The sequence below is a fragment of the Natrinema amylolyticum genome (assembly GCF_020515625.1).
GTDB classification, from domain to species: Archaea; Halobacteriota; Halobacteria; order Halobacteriales; family Natrialbaceae; genus Natrinema; species Natrinema amylolyticum.
On sequence record NZ_JAIWPJ010000001.1, the window covers coordinates 216847 to 235595 of the forward strand.

Annotated in this window: 19 protein-coding genes; 7 read left to right on the forward strand and 12 right to left on the reverse strand. The window is 66.6% G+C overall.

Going from position 1 to position 18749, the window contains the following annotated elements; genetic code table 11:
- The first annotated feature begins 19 nt into the window (after positions 1–19).
- Both LDH66_RS01170 and LDH66_RS01175 read left to right on the forward strand, forming a co-directional pair.
- Positions 20–1555, forward strand: a complete 1536-nt coding sequence (locus LDH66_RS01170) for a DUF790 family protein (protein ID WP_226479253.1) — start codon at positions 20–22, stop codon at positions 1553–1555.
- 138 nt (positions 1556–1693) lie between these two features.
- Positions 1694–2146, forward strand: a complete 453-nt coding sequence (locus LDH66_RS01175; protein WP_226479254.1) for a response regulator — start codon at positions 1694–1696, stop codon at positions 2144–2146.
- A gap of 69 nt (positions 2147–2215) precedes the next feature.
- On the opposite strand, the gene LDH66_RS01180 is transcribed toward LDH66_RS01175, so the two are convergent.
- A complete protein-coding gene (locus tag LDH66_RS01180) occupies positions 2216–3373 on the reverse strand; it encodes a M48 family metallopeptidase (protein WP_226479255.1) in 1158 nt (385 codons plus the stop codon).
- Between the two features lie 215 nt (positions 3374–3588).
- Here LDH66_RS01180 and LDH66_RS01185 point away from each other — a divergent pair, with 215 nt between their 5' ends.
- Positions 3589–4101 (forward strand): SHOCT domain-containing protein, encoded by a 513-nt coding sequence (locus LDH66_RS01185; RefSeq protein ID WP_226479256.1) that lies wholly within the window; start codon positions 3589–3591, stop codon positions 4099–4101.
- 3 nt (positions 4102–4104) lie between these two features.
- Here the strand turns inward: LDH66_RS01185 and mnhG are convergent, their stop codons facing one another.
- The 7 genes from mnhG to mbhE all read right to left on the reverse strand — a co-directional run bounded on the left by mnhG (position 4105) and on the right by mbhE (position 10408).
- A complete protein-coding gene (gene mnhG / locus LDH66_RS01190; RefSeq protein ID WP_226479257.1) occupies positions 4105–4497 on the reverse strand; it encodes a monovalent cation/H(+) antiporter subunit G in 393 nt (130 codons plus the stop codon).
- Positions 4494–4784 (reverse strand): MrpF/PhaF family protein, encoded by a 291-nt coding sequence (locus LDH66_RS01195; RefSeq protein WP_226479258.1) that lies wholly within the window; start codon positions 4782–4784, stop codon positions 4494–4496. Before LDH66_RS01195 ends, mnhG begins: the two co-directional genes overlap by 4 nt.
- A complete protein-coding gene (locus LDH66_RS01200; RefSeq protein ID WP_226479259.1) occupies positions 4777–5382 on the reverse strand; it encodes a Na+/H+ antiporter subunit E in 606 nt (201 codons plus the stop codon). Before LDH66_RS01200 ends, LDH66_RS01195 begins: the two co-directional genes overlap by 8 nt.
- The gene (locus LDH66_RS01205; protein ID WP_226479260.1) at positions 5382–7031 is read right to left on the reverse strand and encodes a complex I subunit 5 family protein; all 1650 of its coding nucleotides are present in this window, start codon (positions 7029–7031) and stop codon (positions 5382–5384) included. The genes LDH66_RS01200 and LDH66_RS01205 overlap by 1 nt, the downstream gene beginning before the upstream one ends.
- 97 nt (positions 7032–7128) lie before the next feature.
- Positions 7129–7482 (reverse strand): sodium:proton antiporter, encoded by a 354-nt coding sequence (locus tag LDH66_RS01210; RefSeq protein ID WP_226479261.1) that lies wholly within the window; start codon positions 7480–7482, stop codon positions 7129–7131.
- Positions 7479–7943: an MnhB domain-containing protein gene (locus LDH66_RS01215; protein WP_226479262.1), complete on the reverse strand. Its 465-nt coding sequence runs from the start codon at positions 7941–7943 to the stop codon at positions 7479–7481. Before LDH66_RS01215 ends, LDH66_RS01210 begins: the two co-directional genes overlap by 4 nt.
- Positions 7940–10408, reverse strand: a complete 2469-nt coding sequence (gene mbhE / locus LDH66_RS01220; RefSeq protein ID WP_226479263.1) for a hydrogen gas-evolving membrane-bound hydrogenase subunit E — start codon at positions 10406–10408, stop codon at positions 7940–7942. Before mbhE ends, LDH66_RS01215 begins: the two co-directional genes overlap by 4 nt.
- Positions 10409–10572: 164 nt before the next feature.
- Between mbhE and LDH66_RS01225 the strand changes: the two genes are divergently transcribed.
- Positions 10573–12234: a tRNA uridine(34) 5-carboxymethylaminomethyl modification radical SAM/GNAT enzyme Elp3 gene (locus tag LDH66_RS01225; protein ID WP_226479264.1), complete on the forward strand. Its 1662-nt coding sequence runs from the start codon at positions 10573–10575 to the stop codon at positions 12232–12234.
- A 425-nt stretch (positions 12235–12659) separates the two neighbouring features.
- Here LDH66_RS01225 and LDH66_RS01230 read toward each other — a convergent pair whose 3' ends face one another.
- The 3 genes from LDH66_RS01230 to LDH66_RS01240 form a co-directional block, all read right to left on the reverse strand.
- Positions 12660–13013: a hypothetical protein gene (locus tag LDH66_RS01230; RefSeq protein WP_226479265.1), complete on the reverse strand. Its 354-nt coding sequence runs from the start codon at positions 13011–13013 to the stop codon at positions 12660–12662.
- A gap of 76 nt (positions 13014–13089) precedes the next feature.
- Positions 13090–13920, reverse strand: coding sequence for a ZIP family metal transporter (locus LDH66_RS01235; RefSeq protein WP_226479266.1), 831 nt, complete (start codon positions 13918–13920; stop codon positions 13090–13092).
- 66 nt (positions 13921–13986) lie between these two features.
- Positions 13987–14631 carry a hypothetical protein gene (locus LDH66_RS01240; RefSeq protein ID WP_226479267.1) on the reverse strand — a complete coding sequence of 215 codons (645 nt, stop codon included), beginning with the start codon at positions 14629–14631 and terminating at the stop codon, positions 13987–13989.
- 336 nt (positions 14632–14967) lie between these two features.
- Between LDH66_RS01240 and rqcH the strand changes: the two genes are divergently transcribed.
- The 3 genes from rqcH to LDH66_RS01255 all read left to right on the forward strand — a co-directional run bounded on the left by rqcH (position 14968) and on the right by LDH66_RS01255 (position 17949).
- Positions 14968–17136, forward strand: a complete 2169-nt coding sequence (rqcH, locus tag LDH66_RS01245; RefSeq protein ID WP_226479268.1) for a ribosome rescue protein RqcH — start codon at positions 14968–14970, stop codon at positions 17134–17136.
- Between the two features lie 161 nt (positions 17137–17297).
- Positions 17298–17543 carry a hypothetical protein gene (locus tag LDH66_RS01250; protein WP_226479269.1) on the forward strand — a complete coding sequence of 82 codons (246 nt, stop codon included), beginning with the start codon at positions 17298–17300 and terminating at the stop codon, positions 17541–17543.
- 112 nt (positions 17544–17655) lie between these two features.
- Positions 17656–17949: a hypothetical protein gene (locus LDH66_RS01255; protein ID WP_226479270.1), complete on the forward strand. Its 294-nt coding sequence runs from the start codon at positions 17656–17658 to the stop codon at positions 17947–17949.
- Positions 17950–18001: 52 nt separating this feature from the next.
- Here LDH66_RS01255 and LDH66_RS01260 read toward each other — a convergent pair whose 3' ends face one another.
- Complete coding sequence (locus LDH66_RS01260) at positions 18002–18544, reverse strand: HTH domain-containing protein (protein ID WP_226479271.1); 543 nt, start codon at positions 18542–18544, stop codon at positions 18002–18004.
- Positions 18545–18749 lie beyond the last annotated feature (205 nt).

Consider the following 18749-nt stretch of genomic DNA (forward strand, 5'->3'; position numbering starts at 1 on the left):
CCGCGCCGACGGGAACTAGATGCTGACGAAGGACCTGCTCCGCGTCTCGCGGGCCGGTGGCGGCTACCATCCCCAGTTCGCAGACCGGAGCCACCGCCCGCTCGCGGCCCGCGTCATCGGCACGTATCAGGGTCACGTCGGCGAACCACGCGCCGCCCTCGAGACCGCGCTCACCGACCTCGAGCACGACGCCGAGGACTTCAAACTCGCGCGCGGCCTCTCGGCGCTGCTCGAGCGCGAGGCGACGTTCGAGACCGACGCGGCGGTCGAACCCGAACGCGCCCGGCGGGCCGCGTTCGAGGCCGCCGAGGCGGTCGGCGTCGTCACCGAGGACGAGCGAGCGATGGCGCTCATCCGCGCGAGCGAATCGCTCGACGTCTCGGCCGACGACCTCGAGACCGCCCTCTACGCCGATCTCGAGGAGCGCCAGATCCTGTCGGCGGTCGAACCCCGCTGGGATCCCGACGGGCTGGTCGCCCAGTACAACCTCTCGCTGGCACAGACGGCCCTGTTCGACGCGACCGAGCTGCGAGTCCGCTCGAGCGATCCGAAAGCGCTGATCTCGGCGATCAAGCGTCTGCGATTGATGTACGAGATCAGACGGCTCGATAGCGAGGCGACGGACGGGGGGTCAGAAATTTCGGACCGCGAGGTCGTCGTCACCGGCCCGACCCACCTCTTTCGCGCGACGCGGCGGTACGGGACCCGCTTCGCTCGACTCCTCCGAACGGTCGCGAAGAGCGAGCGGTGGTCGCTCGCGGCGACGATCGACGACCGCGGGACCGAACGGACGCTCTCGCTCTCCCACGAGGATCCGATCCGCGTTCCCGACGCCGAACCGGTGGCCGACGTCTCGTTCGACAGCGGCGTCGAAGCCGACTTCGCCGCCCGGTTCTCGACTCTCGACCTCGAGTGGGATCTCGTCCGCGAGCCGGAACCGCTCGCGACAGGAACGCGGGTAATGATTCCGGACTTCGCCTTCGAGTACGAGCACGGCGATTTCCGCCTCTTCTTCGAGATTATGGGGTTTTGGACGCCAGAATACGTCGAGAAGAAACTCTCGCAGCTGTCTGACCTCGAGGACGTAGACATGCTCGTCGCCGTCGACGAATCGCTGGGCGTGGGCGAGGAAATCGCCGCTCGCGACCACCGGGCGATTCCCTACTCGGGGACGGTCCGAGTCAAAGACGTCGCCGACGTCCTCCGGGAGTACGAACGGCAGTTGGTCGCCGAGAGCGCGGCCGCGCTTCCCGACGCGCTCCGGCCGGACGAGGCCGTTATCACGCTGGAGACGCTGGCGGCGCGCCACGGCGTGAGCGCGGACGCGCTCGCGGACAAGACTTTCCCCGAGCACGACCGGGTCGGGCGGACGCTGATTCGGCCCGCCGTGCTCGACGCGCTCGCCGACGAAATCGAATCCGGCATGGACCTCGCTGACGCCGAAGCGATCCTCGAGGACCACGAAATCTCCGACTCGAGTGCAGTCCTCTCGCGGCTCGACTATCGCGTTGAATGGGACGGACTGGCCGGCGGGACGATCACCGAACGAGAGTGACCGCTACTCGGTGGTAGCGTCGACCGACCGCCGGCGAGTCCTCCCCCGCTGCGCGAGCCGAACCTGCGCTGCTTCGGACGCGGTATCCAACGTGCTTTGCAGGCAGGCTTATACGTATAACGTTCCAGTAATCATACAGTGTCTCCCACCCCCTCCAGCGATCCCGTCTCTCTCTTGCTCGTCGAGGACAACCCCGGCGACGTTCGACTCATCGAGGAGGCCTTCAAATCGGCGGGGTTCGAAACGACGTTTCACACGGTCACCGACGGTGACGCCGCGCTCGAGTTCCTGCAAAACCGAGCCGCGACCGAGTCCGGCCCCGACATCGACCTCGTCTTACTGGACCTGAACCTGCCCAGAACGAGCGGGTTCGAAGTCCTCGAGACGATCAAGAACGATCCGGAACTGACGTCGTTGCCGGTGCTCGTGCTCACCAGTTCAGAGGCGACCGAAGACATCGTCAGGAGCTACGAACTGTGTGCCAACGCGTACCTCACGAAGCCGACCGACCCCGGCGAGTTCGCCGACATCGGTCGCGCGGTCGAAGCGTTCTGGTTCGACGAGGCGACGCTGCCGCCGGTCCCCTCGTAAGGTCTCTCTCCGGCACCCGGTAGGTGCGTACAACGCGGGGAACTCCGCTTTCCGTTTCACGTCTGTCCCTCATCCTCGGCGATCGCGCTCGAGCGTCCGCAACCGTTCGATCCGCGCCTCGGTCGGCGGGTGCGTCGGGGGTCGCCACGCGAGCGCTCGATGAACGCTCGTTTTTACCGGGGCGACGATCCGCTCGCGGAGCCACGTTTTCGCGCGCTCGCCGACCCGATCCAGGTATCCCGCTCCGTCGTCCGGCCCCTCCTCCTCCACTGTCTCCGCCGAGAACTGGTTGACGAACCATCGGTCGAACCAGTTCTCCTCGTCATCATCGTCTCGCTCGAACGACAACGCCCGTGACACGATCCCGAGCGTCGCACTCGCCTGGAGTCGAGCATCCCGCGTCGGGCGCTCGCTCTCGAGCGTCTCGAGTGCGCTCGCCAACGCGGCCGGGTCGCCAGTGAGTTCGCTCGCGCCGCGGTCGGCGGCGTACTCGCGCGTCTTCGCGAACAGCCCGAGCGCGATCGCGTTCACGCCGAGCAATCCCCGAGCGACGGCACTCACAACGAGGTATACCACCATGAGCGCGAGAATCGGGACTGCGAGGACGGCGAGACCGATGCCGGTGAACAGGGCCACTACCGCCATCCCCCAGAGCGTGCTCCGGAGCTTCCGCTCGCGCTCGAGCAACCGATCGCCGATCGCGACGGTCGCGGCGACGGCGGTAACGACCGGGAGGTCACGGTTCGCGACGTGGGCGACCTCGTGGGCGAGGGCCGCCTCGAGTTCGTCGTCGTCGAGTCGCTCGAGCAGGCCTGTGGTGACGACGATCGTCGGCGATCGGAGGGACCCGACGGTCAAGCAGCCCGGTTCGTCTCGATCGGCGACGGCCACCGATGGGATCGGGACGGCCGCCTGCGCCGCGAGACGTCGGACCCGCCCATCGACGTTTCGCCGACGCTCACTGTCGAGTTCGTCCGGGTCGAGTCCGGCGATAACGGTTCGCGAGCCGTATCGCGCTTGCAGGGCGACGAGACCGACCGCGCCGAGGAGGACCGCTCCGATAGTGAGCGGGAGACCGAACTCGGTCGACGTCGACCACCCGCTCGCAGCCGAAACGCGGCGGACGCTCCAGGCGAACACCGAGAGGACGAGCCCGTTGACGATCACCACCAGCGCGAGTGCGCCAGCGATTCGAATCCGGAGCCGTCTGTCCGGCGAGAGCGGCATGTCAATCCGTTCACTACGCATTTCTAACAAATTTTCGGACGACACCGGCCTGCGGTCACGGAGTGGTCGATTCGGCTCCGAGACCCGTCTAGGGAATTCCGTCCACCGCGCGGGTCGGTCCCGTCGTTCGGTAGCCGACCGACCGAGGCGGACGATCGCAGTCGTCGACACCTTGGACCGATAACGTATTTCCGACCCCGGCGCGAAGCGATCGTATGGATGCGATCGAGGGGAGCGGTCGCGAACGCACCGGGGAGACGCCGAGGAACCGCCTTCGCGAGAACGCGTCCGGCATCGCGTCGCTACTCGTAACGGCCATCTGGCTCGGTGCGATGTTCACCGACCAGGGGTGGTGGCTCGCGGCGTTGCTCGTTGGCTACGTCGCCGTCGTGCCGTTAGTCGCGATCCTGTTCGACGAAGACCCGGACGCGGGCGACCGGGAGTGGGACGACTCGAGCGCGGACGAGACGGAGCGGGAATCCGAACCGACGAGCGACGCCGCCACCGACACCGACGCGCGCGATGCGCTCGAGACGCTGCGCGAACGCTACGCCGCGGGCGAGTTGACCGACGCACAGTTCGAACGCAAGCTCAAGCGACTGCTGGACACGGAGACGCTCGAGGACGCACGGGCGCGGACTCGAGAGCGAAATCGGACGGACCGGACCGCCGACCGAGAACGGGACCGGGACCGGAACCGGGATCGAGAGCCCGAGTTCGAGCGCTGAGTCCTAGTCGTCGGTTGGCTCGGCCTCGTCGGAGCGCTCGCTGCGTTCGAGTCGCTCCGGTCGCTCGGGCCGCTCGATCGCCGACGGGTCGGGCCAGGTGACGCTGCCGAGGAAGGGGATGCCGATCCGCTCGGCGGCGCGGGCGATCATGTGCGCGCCCGTGGGAACCGTCAGGAAGAGGAAGACGATCCCGATGAGCGCGGTCAGCCCCTCCGAGCCGGGACCGAACTCGACGAAGCCGGCCAGGAAGATCGCGGCGGTGCCGAGCGTCGTGGGCTTGCTCGTGGCGTGCATCCGGTTGTAGACGTTGGGCAGCCGCAACAGGCCGATCGTGCCGACGAGTAGGAAGAAGACGCCGACGACGATCAGCGCGATGATGACGGCGGTGTGAATCATTCGATCACCTCGCCTTCGGTGACGAACTTGGCGACGGCGACGGTCGCGATGAAGCCGATGATCGCGAGCACGAGGCTCACGGTGATGAACAGTCCCCGTCCGGTCAGGAGGGCGAACAGGACCGCGATCGCCACGACGTTCGTCGCGATGGCGTCTAAGGCGACCACGCGGTCCGGGTTCGTCGGTCCGCGGATCACGCGGTAGCCACAGAGAACACAGAGTCCGCTAACGAGGACCAACGCGACTCTGATCGCCGTCTCGAGGACGGCCGGGGTTGACTCAGTCATCGCCGACACCTCCCGATTGGCGATCCGGCCCCCTGTCTCTTTCCCCGCCTGAGACGACGATTTCCGGCGGCGGATCCGACGGCGATGCCTCCTCGTCGAATAGCTCGAGGGCGTAGTCCTCCCAGTTTCGAATCGGTTCGGCGATCGCCTCGGGGTCGCGGCCGTTGACGCCGTGGACGTACAGTGCGTTGGTTTCCTCGTCGTAGTCCAGCGTCACCGTGCCGGGCGTGATCGTGATGCTGTTGGCGATGATCGTGATCGCGACGTCGGACTCGACCCGCAGCGGCACCAGGATCACTTCGGGCTCGATCGGCATCCCGGGCGAGAGCACCCGGTAGGCGACGTCGACGTTCGCCCGCAGGAGTTCCCAGGTGAACGCACCGAGATAGAGTCCGGCGTAGGGGAGCGCCCGAATCCCGCGTCCGAGATCAACGTGTTTGCCGTACAGCCGCCGGAAGACGTACGCCACCGGTAGGCCGACGACCAGTCCCGCGAGGAAGCCGCGGACGAGCGAGAGGGGGGTGAGCGGCTGTCCAACGACGAACACCCACAGGACCGCGAAGACGACGCCGACGACCGGCCAGGTCCGCACTCGCATCAGTGGTCACCCCCGTTCGAGCCGCCCAGTTCGCTCGCCGACTGTGGATCGACGGCGTCGACGTAGCCCTCGGTATCGAGCGCGGCCTCGGCGGCGGTCTCCGCGAACTGGTAGACGGGCTCGAAGCCGATACCGACCGCGATAATCGCGACCGCGAGGGCGACGAGGATCGCGACTTGGACGGAATCGACGGTCGCCGCTTCGACGGCGTCCGTCCGCGCCCCCCAGAAGCTCTGATTCCACAGCCGGGTCGCGTAGGCGATCGTCAACAGCGACCCGACGAGCAGGAGGACGAGGACGGATCCCGCCTCCGCTCGAGCGGCGGCGTCGAAGACGAGGAACTTGCCGAAGAAGCCCGACAGCGGCGGAATGCCGACGAGCGCGAGCGAGCCGACGAACACGGCGATCGCCAGTGGCGGCGACCGCCTGGCCAGTCCGCCGAGGTCGGCGAAGCGGCTCGTTCCCGTCGCGGACCTGACCGTTCCGACGGCGAGAAAGAGCAGTCCCTTCGCCAGCGTGTGGTTGAGCGCGTACACCAGCGCGGCGATGATCGCGAACTTGCGCAGCCCCGGGCCGGCTGCCGTCGCCGCGATCGCGACCGGGATAGCGATGAACCCGACCTGGCCGATGCTCGAGTAGGCGAAGACGCCCTCCATGGAGTCGCGGCCGACGGCCCCGATACCGCCCAAGAGGATGCTGCCGGCCGCCATGACGAACAGCGCCGCGCCGACGAACGGCAGCGGCGAGTCGCCCGCGATCGCGACGTCCAGGAACGGAAGCGGCAGATCGACGGCGATCTCCGCACCGGCGAAGATCGTAAAGGAGAGTCGGATGATGGCGTAGATTCCGACCTTTTTCGTCGCACCGGCGAGCAGGGCCGTGATCTGTGGTGGTGCGGCCCGGTAGGCGGTCGGGATCCAGAACTGGAAGGGGACGAGGCCGGCCTTGATCGCGAACACCGACAGCAACAGGCCCAGCAGGCCGACGACGGGGACGGGTTCGAGCCCGTAGGCCGCCGGGTCGGCGAGTCGCTGGGCCAGATCGGCCATGTTGAGCGTGCCGGTCGTCGCGTAGATACCGCCGACGCCGAGCAGGAAGACGGCGCTGGCCAGCAGATTGAGCGTGACGTACCAGAATGCGGCGCGGGTGTGCTGGGGGCCGCCGCTGTAGGCGACGAAGACGTAGCTGGCCATCAGCATCACCTCGAACCAGACGAAGAGGTTGAACAGATCGCCGGTGAGGAAAGCGCCGGTGACGCCCAGCGCGAGGAAGTGAAAGAGCGGGAAGTAGTAGCTGCGGCCCTCGCCGCCGGGGAGGTGTCTGGTCGAGAAGACGAGCGACGCGATCCCGAGGATCGCGACCATGGTGAGCATGAACGCCGACAGACCGTCGGCGACGAGCGTGATGCCGAAGGGGGCCGGCCAGTCGCCGACCTGATACGTTGCGATCCCCGGCGCGTCCGGCGCGAGGACGATATACCAGTCGATCGCCGCGACCGCGATCGCGTAGCCCGCGCCGCCGGCGAGGCTGACGGCCGCTCGAGCCCGCGGTCGTTGGCCGAGCAGCAGCGTGCCGACGGCCGCGACGAGGACGACCAGCATCGGTGCGATCACGAGCGCCGATTCCGTGCCGACGGGCGTCGCCGTCATCGGCGGTCACCCGTTGCCGTCAGTGTTCGTGGTTGGGTAGTCATCAGCACCGTCGTCACCGTTGTCATCGGCGTCATCATCGTCGCTGTCGCCGTCGTCATTCGCGATCACCGAGTTCCGTGACGTCGAGCGTGTCGTGTTCCTCGTAGACCCGATACGACAGCACGAGCGCGAACGCGGTCATCCCGAACCCGATCACGATCGCGGTCAACACGAGCGCCTGTACCAGCGGGTCGGCCGTCTGCGGGACGTGATCGCCGTGGCCGGCGAGGATCGGCACCGAGTCCGCGGTCGCCGGCGCGATCCCGCCCATCGCCAGCAGGTAGACGTTCGCGGCCTGACTGATGATCGCCAGCCCCCAGACGACTCGGATCAGGTCCCGCCGTAAGAGGAGGAAGGTCCCGAGGGCGAACAGCGCGCCGACCGTGGCCGCGAGCGCGACCCCGGTCATTCGGCTCCCACCACCGAGAGGATCGTGAGAAGGCCACCGACGACCACGCAATAGACCCCGAAGTCGAACGCCAGCGCGCTCGCGACCTCGAGGTGATCGTAGATCGGGATCCCCTCCAGAATCACGAACGTCTGCGTGAGGAACGGCTCGCCGAACAGCAGCGGTGCGAGCCCGCTGGCGACGGCGATCGCGAAGCCGTACGCGAAGAGGCGGCGATACGCCAGCACGACGCGATCCCGCGAGCGTTCCTTGCCGGGGTCGACGTCGCGTCCGAGGACTCCTCGCTCTAAGAAGTCCAGCCCGAAGGCCATGTAGACGATCGCGAAGGCCGTCACCGTGAGAACGCCGCCGATGAACCCGCCGCCGGGGAGGTTGTGTCCCTCGAAGAACAGCGAGATCGCGACGACCAGAACGATCGGGACGATCACTCGAGCGGTCGTACGCATGATGACCGTCGTCATTCGTCGTCACCCCCGGCGGATCCGCCGCCGTCGCGACGGGTTCCGGCCGGTCCGTTGTCCGTCAGCTCGCCGCCGGGTAGTTCGTCGTCGGCCGGCGTATCAGTGAGTGCGTCGCCCTCGTCGCGACCTCGCATGACGATCAGTGTCAGAATCGAGATCGCGGCGAGCGCGACCACGGCGAGTTCGCCGAGTGTGTCGAAGCCCCGGAAGTCGACGAGGGTCACGTTGACGATGTTCGTTCCGCCGCCCTGGGGAACGGCCTGCTCGGCGTAGGCGCGGGCGATCTCGCTCGAGCCGTCGGGGCGCGCGCCGGTCGTGACCAGCACCGTCACGAACGCGGTCGCGCCGACGGCGACGGAGAGGACGGCGTCGCGGGCGATCTTCCCGACCTCGATCTCGTAGTGTTCGGGGATCTCCTCGATCACGAGCAGGAAGATCACGAGCACGAGCGTCTCGACAACGAGCTGGGTCAGGGCGAGGTCGGGCGCGCTCGCGAGGATGTAGAAGATGGCGACCATGAACCCGAGGATCGAGAGTGTGAGGACGCCGGCGATGTGTGACTCGGAGGTGACGACGGCGACGCCGCCGATCACCGCGACGAGCAAGACGAGCGCGATGGCCATCGAGACCTCGAGGCCGAGTTCGGTCGGTGCGATGGCACCGGCCGCGACGAACCCGGTGAGAGCGAGCGCACAGGTCGCCGCGAGGGTCCACGTCGCGTAGGTCCGGAGCATGCCGTTGTGAACCGTTTCGGCGAACGCCCGTCCCTCGTCACTGAGACCGTCGACGACGGTATCGTACCACCAGTTCGCCCCGATCGGCGGCACCGCCCGTGGAACCGACCGAATCCCGTCGTGGAGCCGGCCGTAGGCCGGATACGCGACGAGTCCGACGCCGATCGTGACGGCGCTCATCCCCAGCGCGGGCGAGTACGACGTCGGGATGCCGGTGTGCATCTCGTGGGGGTCGACCGCCGTCGCCTCGAGGCCGGACTGGACGATGGCGTCGACGGCGAGTTGGGGGTCGACGCTGACAACCGCGGCGAGCAGCGCCAGCACGGTCGGCGGGATGAGGAGCGTGACGGGCGGACGGTGGACGTGGCCGAGCGCGTCGGGCCGGTCGCCGAAGAACAGCGAGAGGAATCGCAGCGAGTAGAGGACGGTGAAGATGCTTCCGAAGACGGCGACGGCGGGGTAGAGCCATCCTAGCAGACCGATATCGTGGTGGTGGCTCGCCTCGACGGCGGCCTCGAAGAGCAGTTCCTTCGAGTAGAAGCCGTTGAACGGCGGGATACCAGCCATGCTGAGCGCGACGACGGTCGTGATCGCCGCGGTCACCGGCAGATCGTGACGGAGCCCGCCGAGTTCGTCGATCTCTCGAGTGCCCGCTTCGTGGGCGACGATGCCGGCGACGAGGAACAGCGCGGCCTTGAACAGCGCGTGATTGAGCAGGTGGAAGACGCCGGTCTCAGCGCCGTAGACCGACGTGAAGCCGAACCCGGCGATCATCAGCCCGAGGTGACTCGCCGTCGAGTAGGCGAGCAGTTCCTTGATGTCCGTCGACGCGACGGCCATGATCGCACAGACGGTCATCGTCGTCAGGCCGAGCGTCGCGAAGAGAAACAGCCACTCGGCGCTCACGAGCATGGGGCGGACGCGCCCGATAAAGTAGACGCCGACCTTGACCATCGTCGCGGAGTGGAGGAAGGCCGAAACGGGCGTCGGGGCCGCCATCGCGTTCGGGAGCCAGAAGTGGAGCGGGACCTGCGCGGACTTGGTTCCCGCGCCGATCGCGAGCAGCCCCAGGACCGGCAGGAACAGCCCTCGCTCTCGCAGGGCGGATTGCATCGTCTCGGGACTCTCGAGCATCGCGGCGAGATTGAACGCGGCTCCGGGACCGAGGATATCGCTCGCGACCAGCGAGAGCAAGAGGAGGCCGACGAGCAGGAAGAGGCCGCCGCCGACAGTGATGAACATGGCCATCCGGGCGGCGTACTGTGAGGAGTCGTCGGCGGTGTAGTAGCCGATCAGGACGAACGACGCAAGACTGGTGAGTTCCCAGAAGAGGAAGATCGCGACCAGGTCGGCGGCGAGCGCGACGCCGACGATCGATCCCATGAAGGCGAGCAGGGCGGCGTAGTACCTGACCAGCCCCGACTCACCGTGCATGTACGCGGGCGAGTAGGTGAAGATGAGCGCACCGATTCCACACGCCAGCATCGCGAACAGCAGCGCCCAGCCGTCCACGTAGAACCGGAGCGCGATGTCGAGAGCGGGGACCCACTCGATCCCGACGGCCCCCTCTTCCCCGTACTGGGTCGCGAGGAGGCCGAACGAGGTGAGCGCCACGACGGTCCCGACGAATCCGGTTCCCTCTCCGAGGACGCGAAAGACTACCGGCGTGAGTGCTGCGACGACGAACGGTAACGCGACCGCGGCGATGACCATCGCCAGGTCGGGTGACATTCGGTACGCCGACGGTAGGGCGAGACCGCCCTTAAACGATTACCTTTCGGAAGCCGCGACTGTGTACGGAATCGACGGCGCGATCGTCCTCCGGGATCGGTGGGTCTCTGTCCCGGTCCGAGAGTCCGACACGCTTATTCGCGAACGGCGACGAAACACGTGTAGTGAGTACCGAGACGCCAGAACCGACCGAAACCGAAGCGTTCGAGCGGGTCTGTGAGACGCTCGTCGAACGGATCCTCGCCGGCGACGTCGAGCGCGACGAGGTCGAGAAGGCCAAGCTCGAGGCCTGTTCGGAACACTCGGCGCCCAAGGTGCCGAAGAACTCCGAGCTGCTGGATTACGCGCCCGAGGAGCACCGGGAGGACTTAGAGACCGTGCTCCAGCGCAAGCCGGTCCGGACGGCCTCCGGCGTCTCGCCGGTCGCGATCATGACGTCGCCCGAGCGGTGTCCCCACGGCAAGTGTCTCTACTGTCCCGGCGGCCCCGACTCCGAGTTCTCGTCGTCACAGAGCTATACGGGCGAGGAGCCCGCGGCCGCCCGCGGGGTCCAGAACGACTACGATCCCTACGGACAGGTGACGCTCCGGCTTGAGCAACTGCGCCAGATCGGCCACCCCGTCGACAAGGTCGAGCTCATCCTGATGGGCGGGACGATGACCGCCCGCAGCCACGACTATCAGGAGTGGTTCGTCAAGCGCGCGCTCGAGGCGATGAACGACTACGACGTCGACAAGGAGCCCGAACCGGCTCAGGGCGTCAGCTTCGCCGAGGATCCCGAGGAGTACGAGTTCGAGTACCTCGAGGACGTCATCGCGGAGAACGAGACCGCGGACATCCGCAACATCGGGACGACCTTCGAGACGAAGCCGGACTGGTGTGACCCGGAGCAGATCGATCGGATGCTCGACCTCGGCGGGACGAAAGTCGAGGTCGGCGTCCAGACGACCTACGAGCGGGTCAACCGCGATATGCACCGCGGCCACGGCGTTCAGGAGTCGATCGACGCTAACCAGCGATTGCGGGACTCGGCGTTCAAGGTCGGCTTCCACATGATGCCGGGCCAGCCCGGCATGTCGAAGGAGATGTGTCTCGAGGACTTCCGGCGGCTCTTCGAACAGGAACAGTGGAAGCCCGACTACCTGAAGATCTACCCGACGCTCGTGGTGCGGGGCACCGCGACCTACGACTGGTGGCACAAAGACGAGTACGAGCCGCTGTCGAACGATGAGGCCGCGGATCTAGTCGCGGAGATCAAGGACATGATCCCCCGATACACGCGGCTCCAGCGCGTCCAGCGGGACATCCCGGCGGACTTCATCGACGCCGGCGTCTGGAAGTCGAACCTCCGACAGCTCGCCCGCAAGCGCATGGACGAGCACGGCTGGACGTGTGACTGCATCCGCTGTCGCGAGGCCGGGATGCACGACGAGGAACCCGACGATGTCGAACTCGACGTGATGACCTACGAGGCCTGCGGCGGCACGGAGCACTTCATTTCCTTCGAGGACTTCGAGAAGGACCTGCTGGTCGGCTTCTGCCGACTCCGGTTCCCGAACGATCCCGTTCGGCCGGAGCTCGAGAACACGGCGCTGATCCGAGAGCTCCACGTCTACGGATCGGAGGTGTCGATGGGTGACGAGGGCGAGACCGACCAGCACCAGCATCAGGGCTACGGCCGCAGACTGATGAACCGCGCCGAGGAACTCGCGGCCGACGCCGGCTACGACAAACTGAGCGTGATCTCCGGTATCGGCGCGCGGGAGTACTACCGGAACAAACTCGGCTATCATCAGGACGGCCCCTACGTCAGCAAGCGCCTGTGAATCGCCACGAGTTGCGTTCTCTGTAGCAACCGCGGCCCCTCGGACATCGATCCGATGAGACGGGCGGTGGACGATCTGTCGCTTCCTGATACTCCGTGTCCGGTTTGTCGTCAGGGTATTTGCAGTATTATGTCCCTATTAGATTGAAAAAATTTATACTGTTAGTCGCGGTAGTATCTCGCGCCGATCACCGTCGGCACGCTGTCGACTCCCCCACTCCGACAGCACCACACTGCACTGTCCCGTTTGAGCGCGCCGCGACGGCCGTTCGATCCCTTGGAACGGCCGTCGCGGTGCGCTCGTCGTCCGGATCCCTTTTGCGCTCTCGGTTTCGCCGCAAAGCGGCGGCTCAGATCGAACGGCAGTTGAACGTGTGGCAGCGCTGTCCGTGGCTGAACCGGACACAATCTCGCGAGGCGCTCTCCTCAGTGAGTCGCGGTCCGACGCAGGTATCCCGCGCGGACCTCATAAGCGAGGAACGCGAGGAAGAAGCCGACACCGAGATTCCAGATGAGGCGCCGTTCCGGTTCGGTCCCGTTGAATCCGAACAGCGCGCACAGGCCGGCGCTGATCAGCAGGGCCGCTCGGATCCGTGTCGACGACGGCAGCTCGTCGTCACCGGTGGCCGCGAGGGAGAGCTGCGGTCCGAGAACCGGGATCACGATCAGTACGACGACCGCGTAGATCGGCCCCTCGAGTCCGAGGGCCGCACCGAGCAGAAACGCGGCGAGACAGAGAGCGAACGCGGCGGCGATGACGCTTTTTTCCCGGGAGACCATGGCATAGTATAATAGTATTCACCAATCTTTCTTTCGTGTTCTCGAGCGCTGTACGAGATTTCGCCTGCCGTCCGACTCAGACCGCGAGGACGGTATCGACGACGAGCATGATCGCGAACCCGACGACGAACGCCGCCGTCGCAGTGTCGGCGTAGCCGTGGCCGTGACTCGAGGGGATAAGTTCCCGGAAGACGACGGCGATCATCGCGCCGGCGGCGAAGCCGGCGGCGACGGGGAAGAGTCCGGAGACGACCGCGACGAGCGAGAAGCCAATGGCCGCGGCGATCGGTTCCGGAACGCCGCCCGAGAGGGTGGTATAGAGGAGCGTCTTGGGTGCGGAGACGCCCGCCCGAACGGCGGGGACCGCCATCGCGAACCCGTCGGGAACGTTCTGGACGGCGATCGCCGTCGCGATGGCGAGTCCGAGCGCTGTTTCGCCGCTGGCGAACGCGATGCCGACGGCCAGCCCCTCGGGGACGTTGTGGATGGTGACGGTGCCGCCGACGAGAGCGGCCCGTCGGAGGTCGTCGCCACCGTCGCGGATCGGTTCGGTGACGGCTCTCTCCTCGACCGACGGTAAGTCACCGGCGGGATCGAGTTCTCTCGTCCCTTCGACGCGTTCCCCGCGGAACAGGAGATGGAGGTGGGGGAAGACGGCGTTGACGGCGAGGAGGAAGCCGCCGCCCCCGAGGATACCGGCGACGACCTCGAGCGGCGACCCCATCTCGAGGCCGGGCAGGACGAGCGCGAAGACGGCAGCGCCGACCATGATTCCCGCCGCGAGTCCGAGCGAGCCGTCGTAGACGCGGTGGCTGATCCGGTCGGTGAGCAAGAGCGGAAGCGCGCCGATCCCCGTCGTACAGCCCGCGATCGTGGCGACGAGGATGACTTCGCCGAAGGGTGACATATCGTTCCCTTCGCCGCCGCTTCGAAAACGCTTGCGATCGGGGGAGACGCTGCCGGGCGCGAACGCTCAGTCGATGGAAACTTCGAGCTCGAGCAGGCCGAGATGGGCGGGTGCGCCGCCGCCGTTCGTCCGGAACTCCTCGGGCGTAGAGTTGACGACGTTGTAGAAATCGGACTGACTGGTGGGGACGAGCGTACTGCCGTCGTCGCGCTTGAGGAACGCCGGGGTGTCCGTGCCCTCGATGAGTTCGAGCTGTTCCTGCCAGTCCTCGTCGGCGTAGATGAAGGTGCCGAAGGAGAACCGGCCCGCGGCGAGGGCGTCGTGTTTCGACATGAACAGCCCGGCCTCTTCGGCGTTGTACTCCTCGTCGCTCACCCAGGCGATCGCCGCGATCCCCTCGGACTCGAGCAGGTAGAAGTCCCAGGAGAGCGTCGCGTCGAACACCGCCCAGACGCTGCGGGGGCCGACGGTGTGGAGTTCGACGCTGAACGCGGGCCGCAGTCGATCTCCTTCCGGTTCCGGGACGAAGGTGGCGTCGTAGCCCGGCGATCTGATGCCGCGGTCGTGGTAGACGACCCCGTCCATGTCGACATCCGCATCGATCCGGTCGACGATCCCGCTGACCGTCGCACCGCCTTGCTGCTCGAGGTGCTCGAGGAAGTCCGGGAACTGGGAGACGTTTTCCCACGGTTGGTCGTCGCCCGCGCTCATACGGCTCGCCCTCCCCGGGGGCCGCGCGATCGGTCTCGATGTCCGTCACGCGATACCGACTCGGCCGATTTGCAGGTGGCGTCACCGATAGCGTCGTTCATGGCTCCTACTGGGTGCCGGCGCGGATTAGGCTTTCCGACCTCCGACAGCGCCTGCTTTGCGAGTCAGCACCGATGGAGTCGGGCCATCTACTGACTCTCGAATTCTCCGGACCGATCTGACGACAGCCATAGATAGTCGGAAGGCACGATCCTCCCTCGCGACGCGATCGAACCGGAATCAGGGCGCTGGCGTCGGAGCGACACGTCTTTTTGACCGGACCGGCCACTTTCGGGTATGGATCCAAAGCGGGAGCTGACAAGCGTCGACCTCGCCGCCCTCGTCGGGGAATTCGGTGCCTACGAGGGGGCAAAGGTCGACAAAGCGTACCTCTACGGCGACGACCTCGTCCGGCTCAAGATGCGGGACTTCGATCGGGGCCGCATGGAACTGATCCTCGAGGTCGGCGAGGTCAAGCGGGCGCACACGGTCGCCCCCGAACGGGTTCCCGACGCCCCCGGCCGACCGCCGCAGTTCGCGATGATGCTCCGCAATCGGCTCTCCGGGGCCGACTTCGCCGGTGTCGAGCAGTACGAGTTCGACCGCATCCTCGAGTTCGTTTTCGAGCGCGACGACGGGACGACCCGGATTATCGTCGAACTGTTCGGCCAGGGCAACGTTGCGGTCACCGACGGCGAGTACGAGGTGATCGACTGCCTCGAGACCGTCCGCCTGAAGTCCCGGACCGTCGTCCCGGGCTCGCGCTACGAGTTCCCCGACACCCGGACGAACCCGCTGACCGTCTCGCGGGAGGCGTTCGACCACGAGATGGACGACTCCGATACGGACGTGGTTCGGACGCTCGCGACCCAACTGAACTTCGGCGGGCTCTACGCCGAGGAGGTGTGTACCCGCGCCGGCGTCGAGAAGGGGATGGACATCGACGACGCCGACGAGGACGTCTACGATCGGCTCTACGAGACGATCGAGCGCCTCGCGCTCGACATCCGGAACGGTAACTTCGATCCGCGGCTCTATCTCGAGACCGAGGACGAGGACGGCGACGATGCGGACGGTGACGAGGCGAACGGCGGGAGCGACGACCGCGTCGTCGACGTCACGCCGTTCCCGCTCGAGGAGCACGACGACCTCGATGGCGAACCCTACGACTCGTTCCTCTCCGCGCTGGACGACTACTTCTTCCGGCTGGAACTCGCGGAGGAAGAAGAGCCCGATCCGACCGATCAGCGGCCCGACTTCGAGTCGGAGATCGCCAAACACGAGCGCATTATCGAGCAACAGCAGGGGGCGATCGAGGGGTTCGAGGAGGAGGCCGACGCGCTGCGAGAGCAGGCCGAACTGCTCTACGCGGAGTACGGACTGGTCGACGATATCCTCTCGACGATTCAGGGGGCCCGCGAACGCGATCGCTCGTGGGAGGACATCAGAGAGCGATTCGAGGAGGGGGCCGAGCAGGGCATCGACGCCGCCGAGGCGGTCGTCGAGGTCGACGGCAGCGACGGGACGGTCACGGTCGAAATCGACGACGAACGGATCGATCTCGACGCCCAGCAGGGCGTCGAGCAGAACGCCGACCGGCTCTACACCGAGGCCAAGCGCGTCGAGGAGAAGAAAGAGGGCGCACTCGCGGCCATCGAGAACACCCGCGAAGACTTAGCGGACGCCGAGCGCCGCCGCGACGAGTGGGAGGCCGACGAGAGCGGCGGTGGGGACGGAGACGAGGACGACGAGGACGAGTCGGACCTCCCGCGCGACTGGCTCTCGGAACCGTCCATTCCGATCCGCGAGAACGAGCCCTGGTTCGACCGCTTCCGCTGGTTCCACACCAGCGACGGCTACCTCGTGATCGGCGGCCGCAACGCCGACCAGAACGAGGAGCTGGTAAAAAAATACCTCGAGCCCGGGGACAAGGTCCTCCACACGCAGGCCCACGGCGGTCCCGTCACCGTGTTGAAGGCGACCGACCCCAGCGAGGCCTCCTCGAGCGATATCGAACTGCCCGAATCGAGCGTCGAGGAGGCCGCTCAGTTTGCCGTCTCCTACTCGTCGGTCTGGAAGGACGGCCGCTACGCGGGCGACGTCTACGCCGTCGACTCCGATCAGGTCTCGAAGACCCCCGAGAGCGGCGAGTACCTGGAGAAGGGCGGGTTCGCGATTCGGGGCGACCGGACCTACTACCGAGACACGGCGGTCGGCGCGGCGGTCGGAATTCAGTGCGAGCCGTACACGCGAGTCATCGGCGGCCCGCCGTCGGCCATCGAAGACACGGCGGTGACGACGATCGAACTCGAGCCCGGGCGGTACGCCCAGGCCGACGCGGCCAAGCGGCTCTACCGCCGGTTCCGCGAGCGGTTCGAGGACGAGACGTTCGTCCGGAAGATCGCGAGCCCCGACCGGATTCAGCACTTCATGCCGCCGGGCGGGAGCCGAATCAAAGACGAGTAAACCGCGGCCCAGCAGCGGACGAGTGAACCGCGATTCGGTGACGACTGTCGCGGACCGGTGAGATCCGTTCGAACCGTCGTTTTCCGTCCGCTCGTCGGTCCGGCCGCGACCCCGATATGTACGGCTCAACGTTCTTCGGTGTCTCCGGACTAGCGCGGTCGATGATGCTCCCACTCGAGACGCTCGCGCCCGCCGTCCTCGGCGGACTCGACGGACCGGTCATCATCGGCTGGGGTATCGTCGCCGCGCTGGTGATCACCGTCGGGTTCGTCGTCTTTCTGGCGCTCGGGCCCGGGACGCAGCCGTATCAGGCGGAGAACGCCGAACCGACGCCGACGGACGATAGCGGTATCCGCGACGCCGCGGAGGATCGATCCGATTCCCGGAGCGAGTCCGGCTCCGACTGACGGGGACCGCAGGTCGGTCGCGGTCGGTCGATCACGACCGCCGGGCTCGAGCCGCGAGCGGGCTGCACCTGCCGGGCTCACAACTACACGGCGGATCGTGGACGCGACGACCATGGTGGACATCGATACCGACACCGATACCGAACCCGAACTCGGCACCGCGACCATCGTCTACGAAACGCCCGGCGAAACCGACGAACGAGCCACGGTCGACAACGATCGGATCGCCTACTTTCAGGATCACTGGCTGTTCGCGTACGGGACCGACGAGGACGGCAACGACGTCGTCCGCCGGGTCCCCAAGGAGCGCGTCCACTACGTCGAGCGCTCCGTCGAGGAGATCGAGGCGACCTTCGAGTCGGGCCTCGAGAAAGCGAAGGGGAAACTCGAGGAACTCAGGGACTGATCGTCGTCCGCGACTGCCTTCTATCGCCCGAACTGTGGGCCTCGACCGCGTACTACTCCCCTTTCTCCGTTTGCGCGGCGTTATCGATGGTGTCGCCGAATCGGTCTCGGAGCGGTTCGCCCGGGTCGGTGAACGGCTCGGTACTGCCGTCCTCGAGCGCGTCGAGACAGTCCTCGACGGTGTACGTGCGGTCGCCGTCCGAGCAGGGTGCGACGCACCGGAGATCATCGTCCTCGTAGACGGCGACGCAGATCGTCGGTACCTGAATTTCGGCGACGGGGCGGTGACCGAGCATCGATTCGGTCTCGTGCCGTTCGAACGCCGGGCGGAGCGTGTACCCCTCGCGGTCGGCCCAGGACTCGAACGCGTCGACGGTGAGCGACACCGACGGCCCGGCATCACTGAGTCTCTCGAGTGCGGGTCGCACCGACGTCCACGTCTCGACGCGCACGTCGGCCGCGATCGCTCGCTTCTCGAGACGCCGCGCTCGCGCAACGATCTCTCTGAGCGGTTCCACGACGGCCGCGGACGCGTTGTTTCGGAGAAACACCTCGATCCGAACCGTCTCGGTGGAAGCTGTGTTTGCGTCGATCATTATCGCTGTCCGGTGGGGGCCACACTCATCGGAGCCATCGGTCAGGAGTATAAAGCTAACAACGTCCGGTCGACGTCGACTGTCGGGTGCCGCGTCAGATCCGTCACCGTATTGCGATCGAGTGTCTCGGTGACCCGAACCGGGTCGTGGTTGTCACCCGTTTTTTCTGTACGGTCGAACGTGCGTCGTCCCGACATGTCGATTG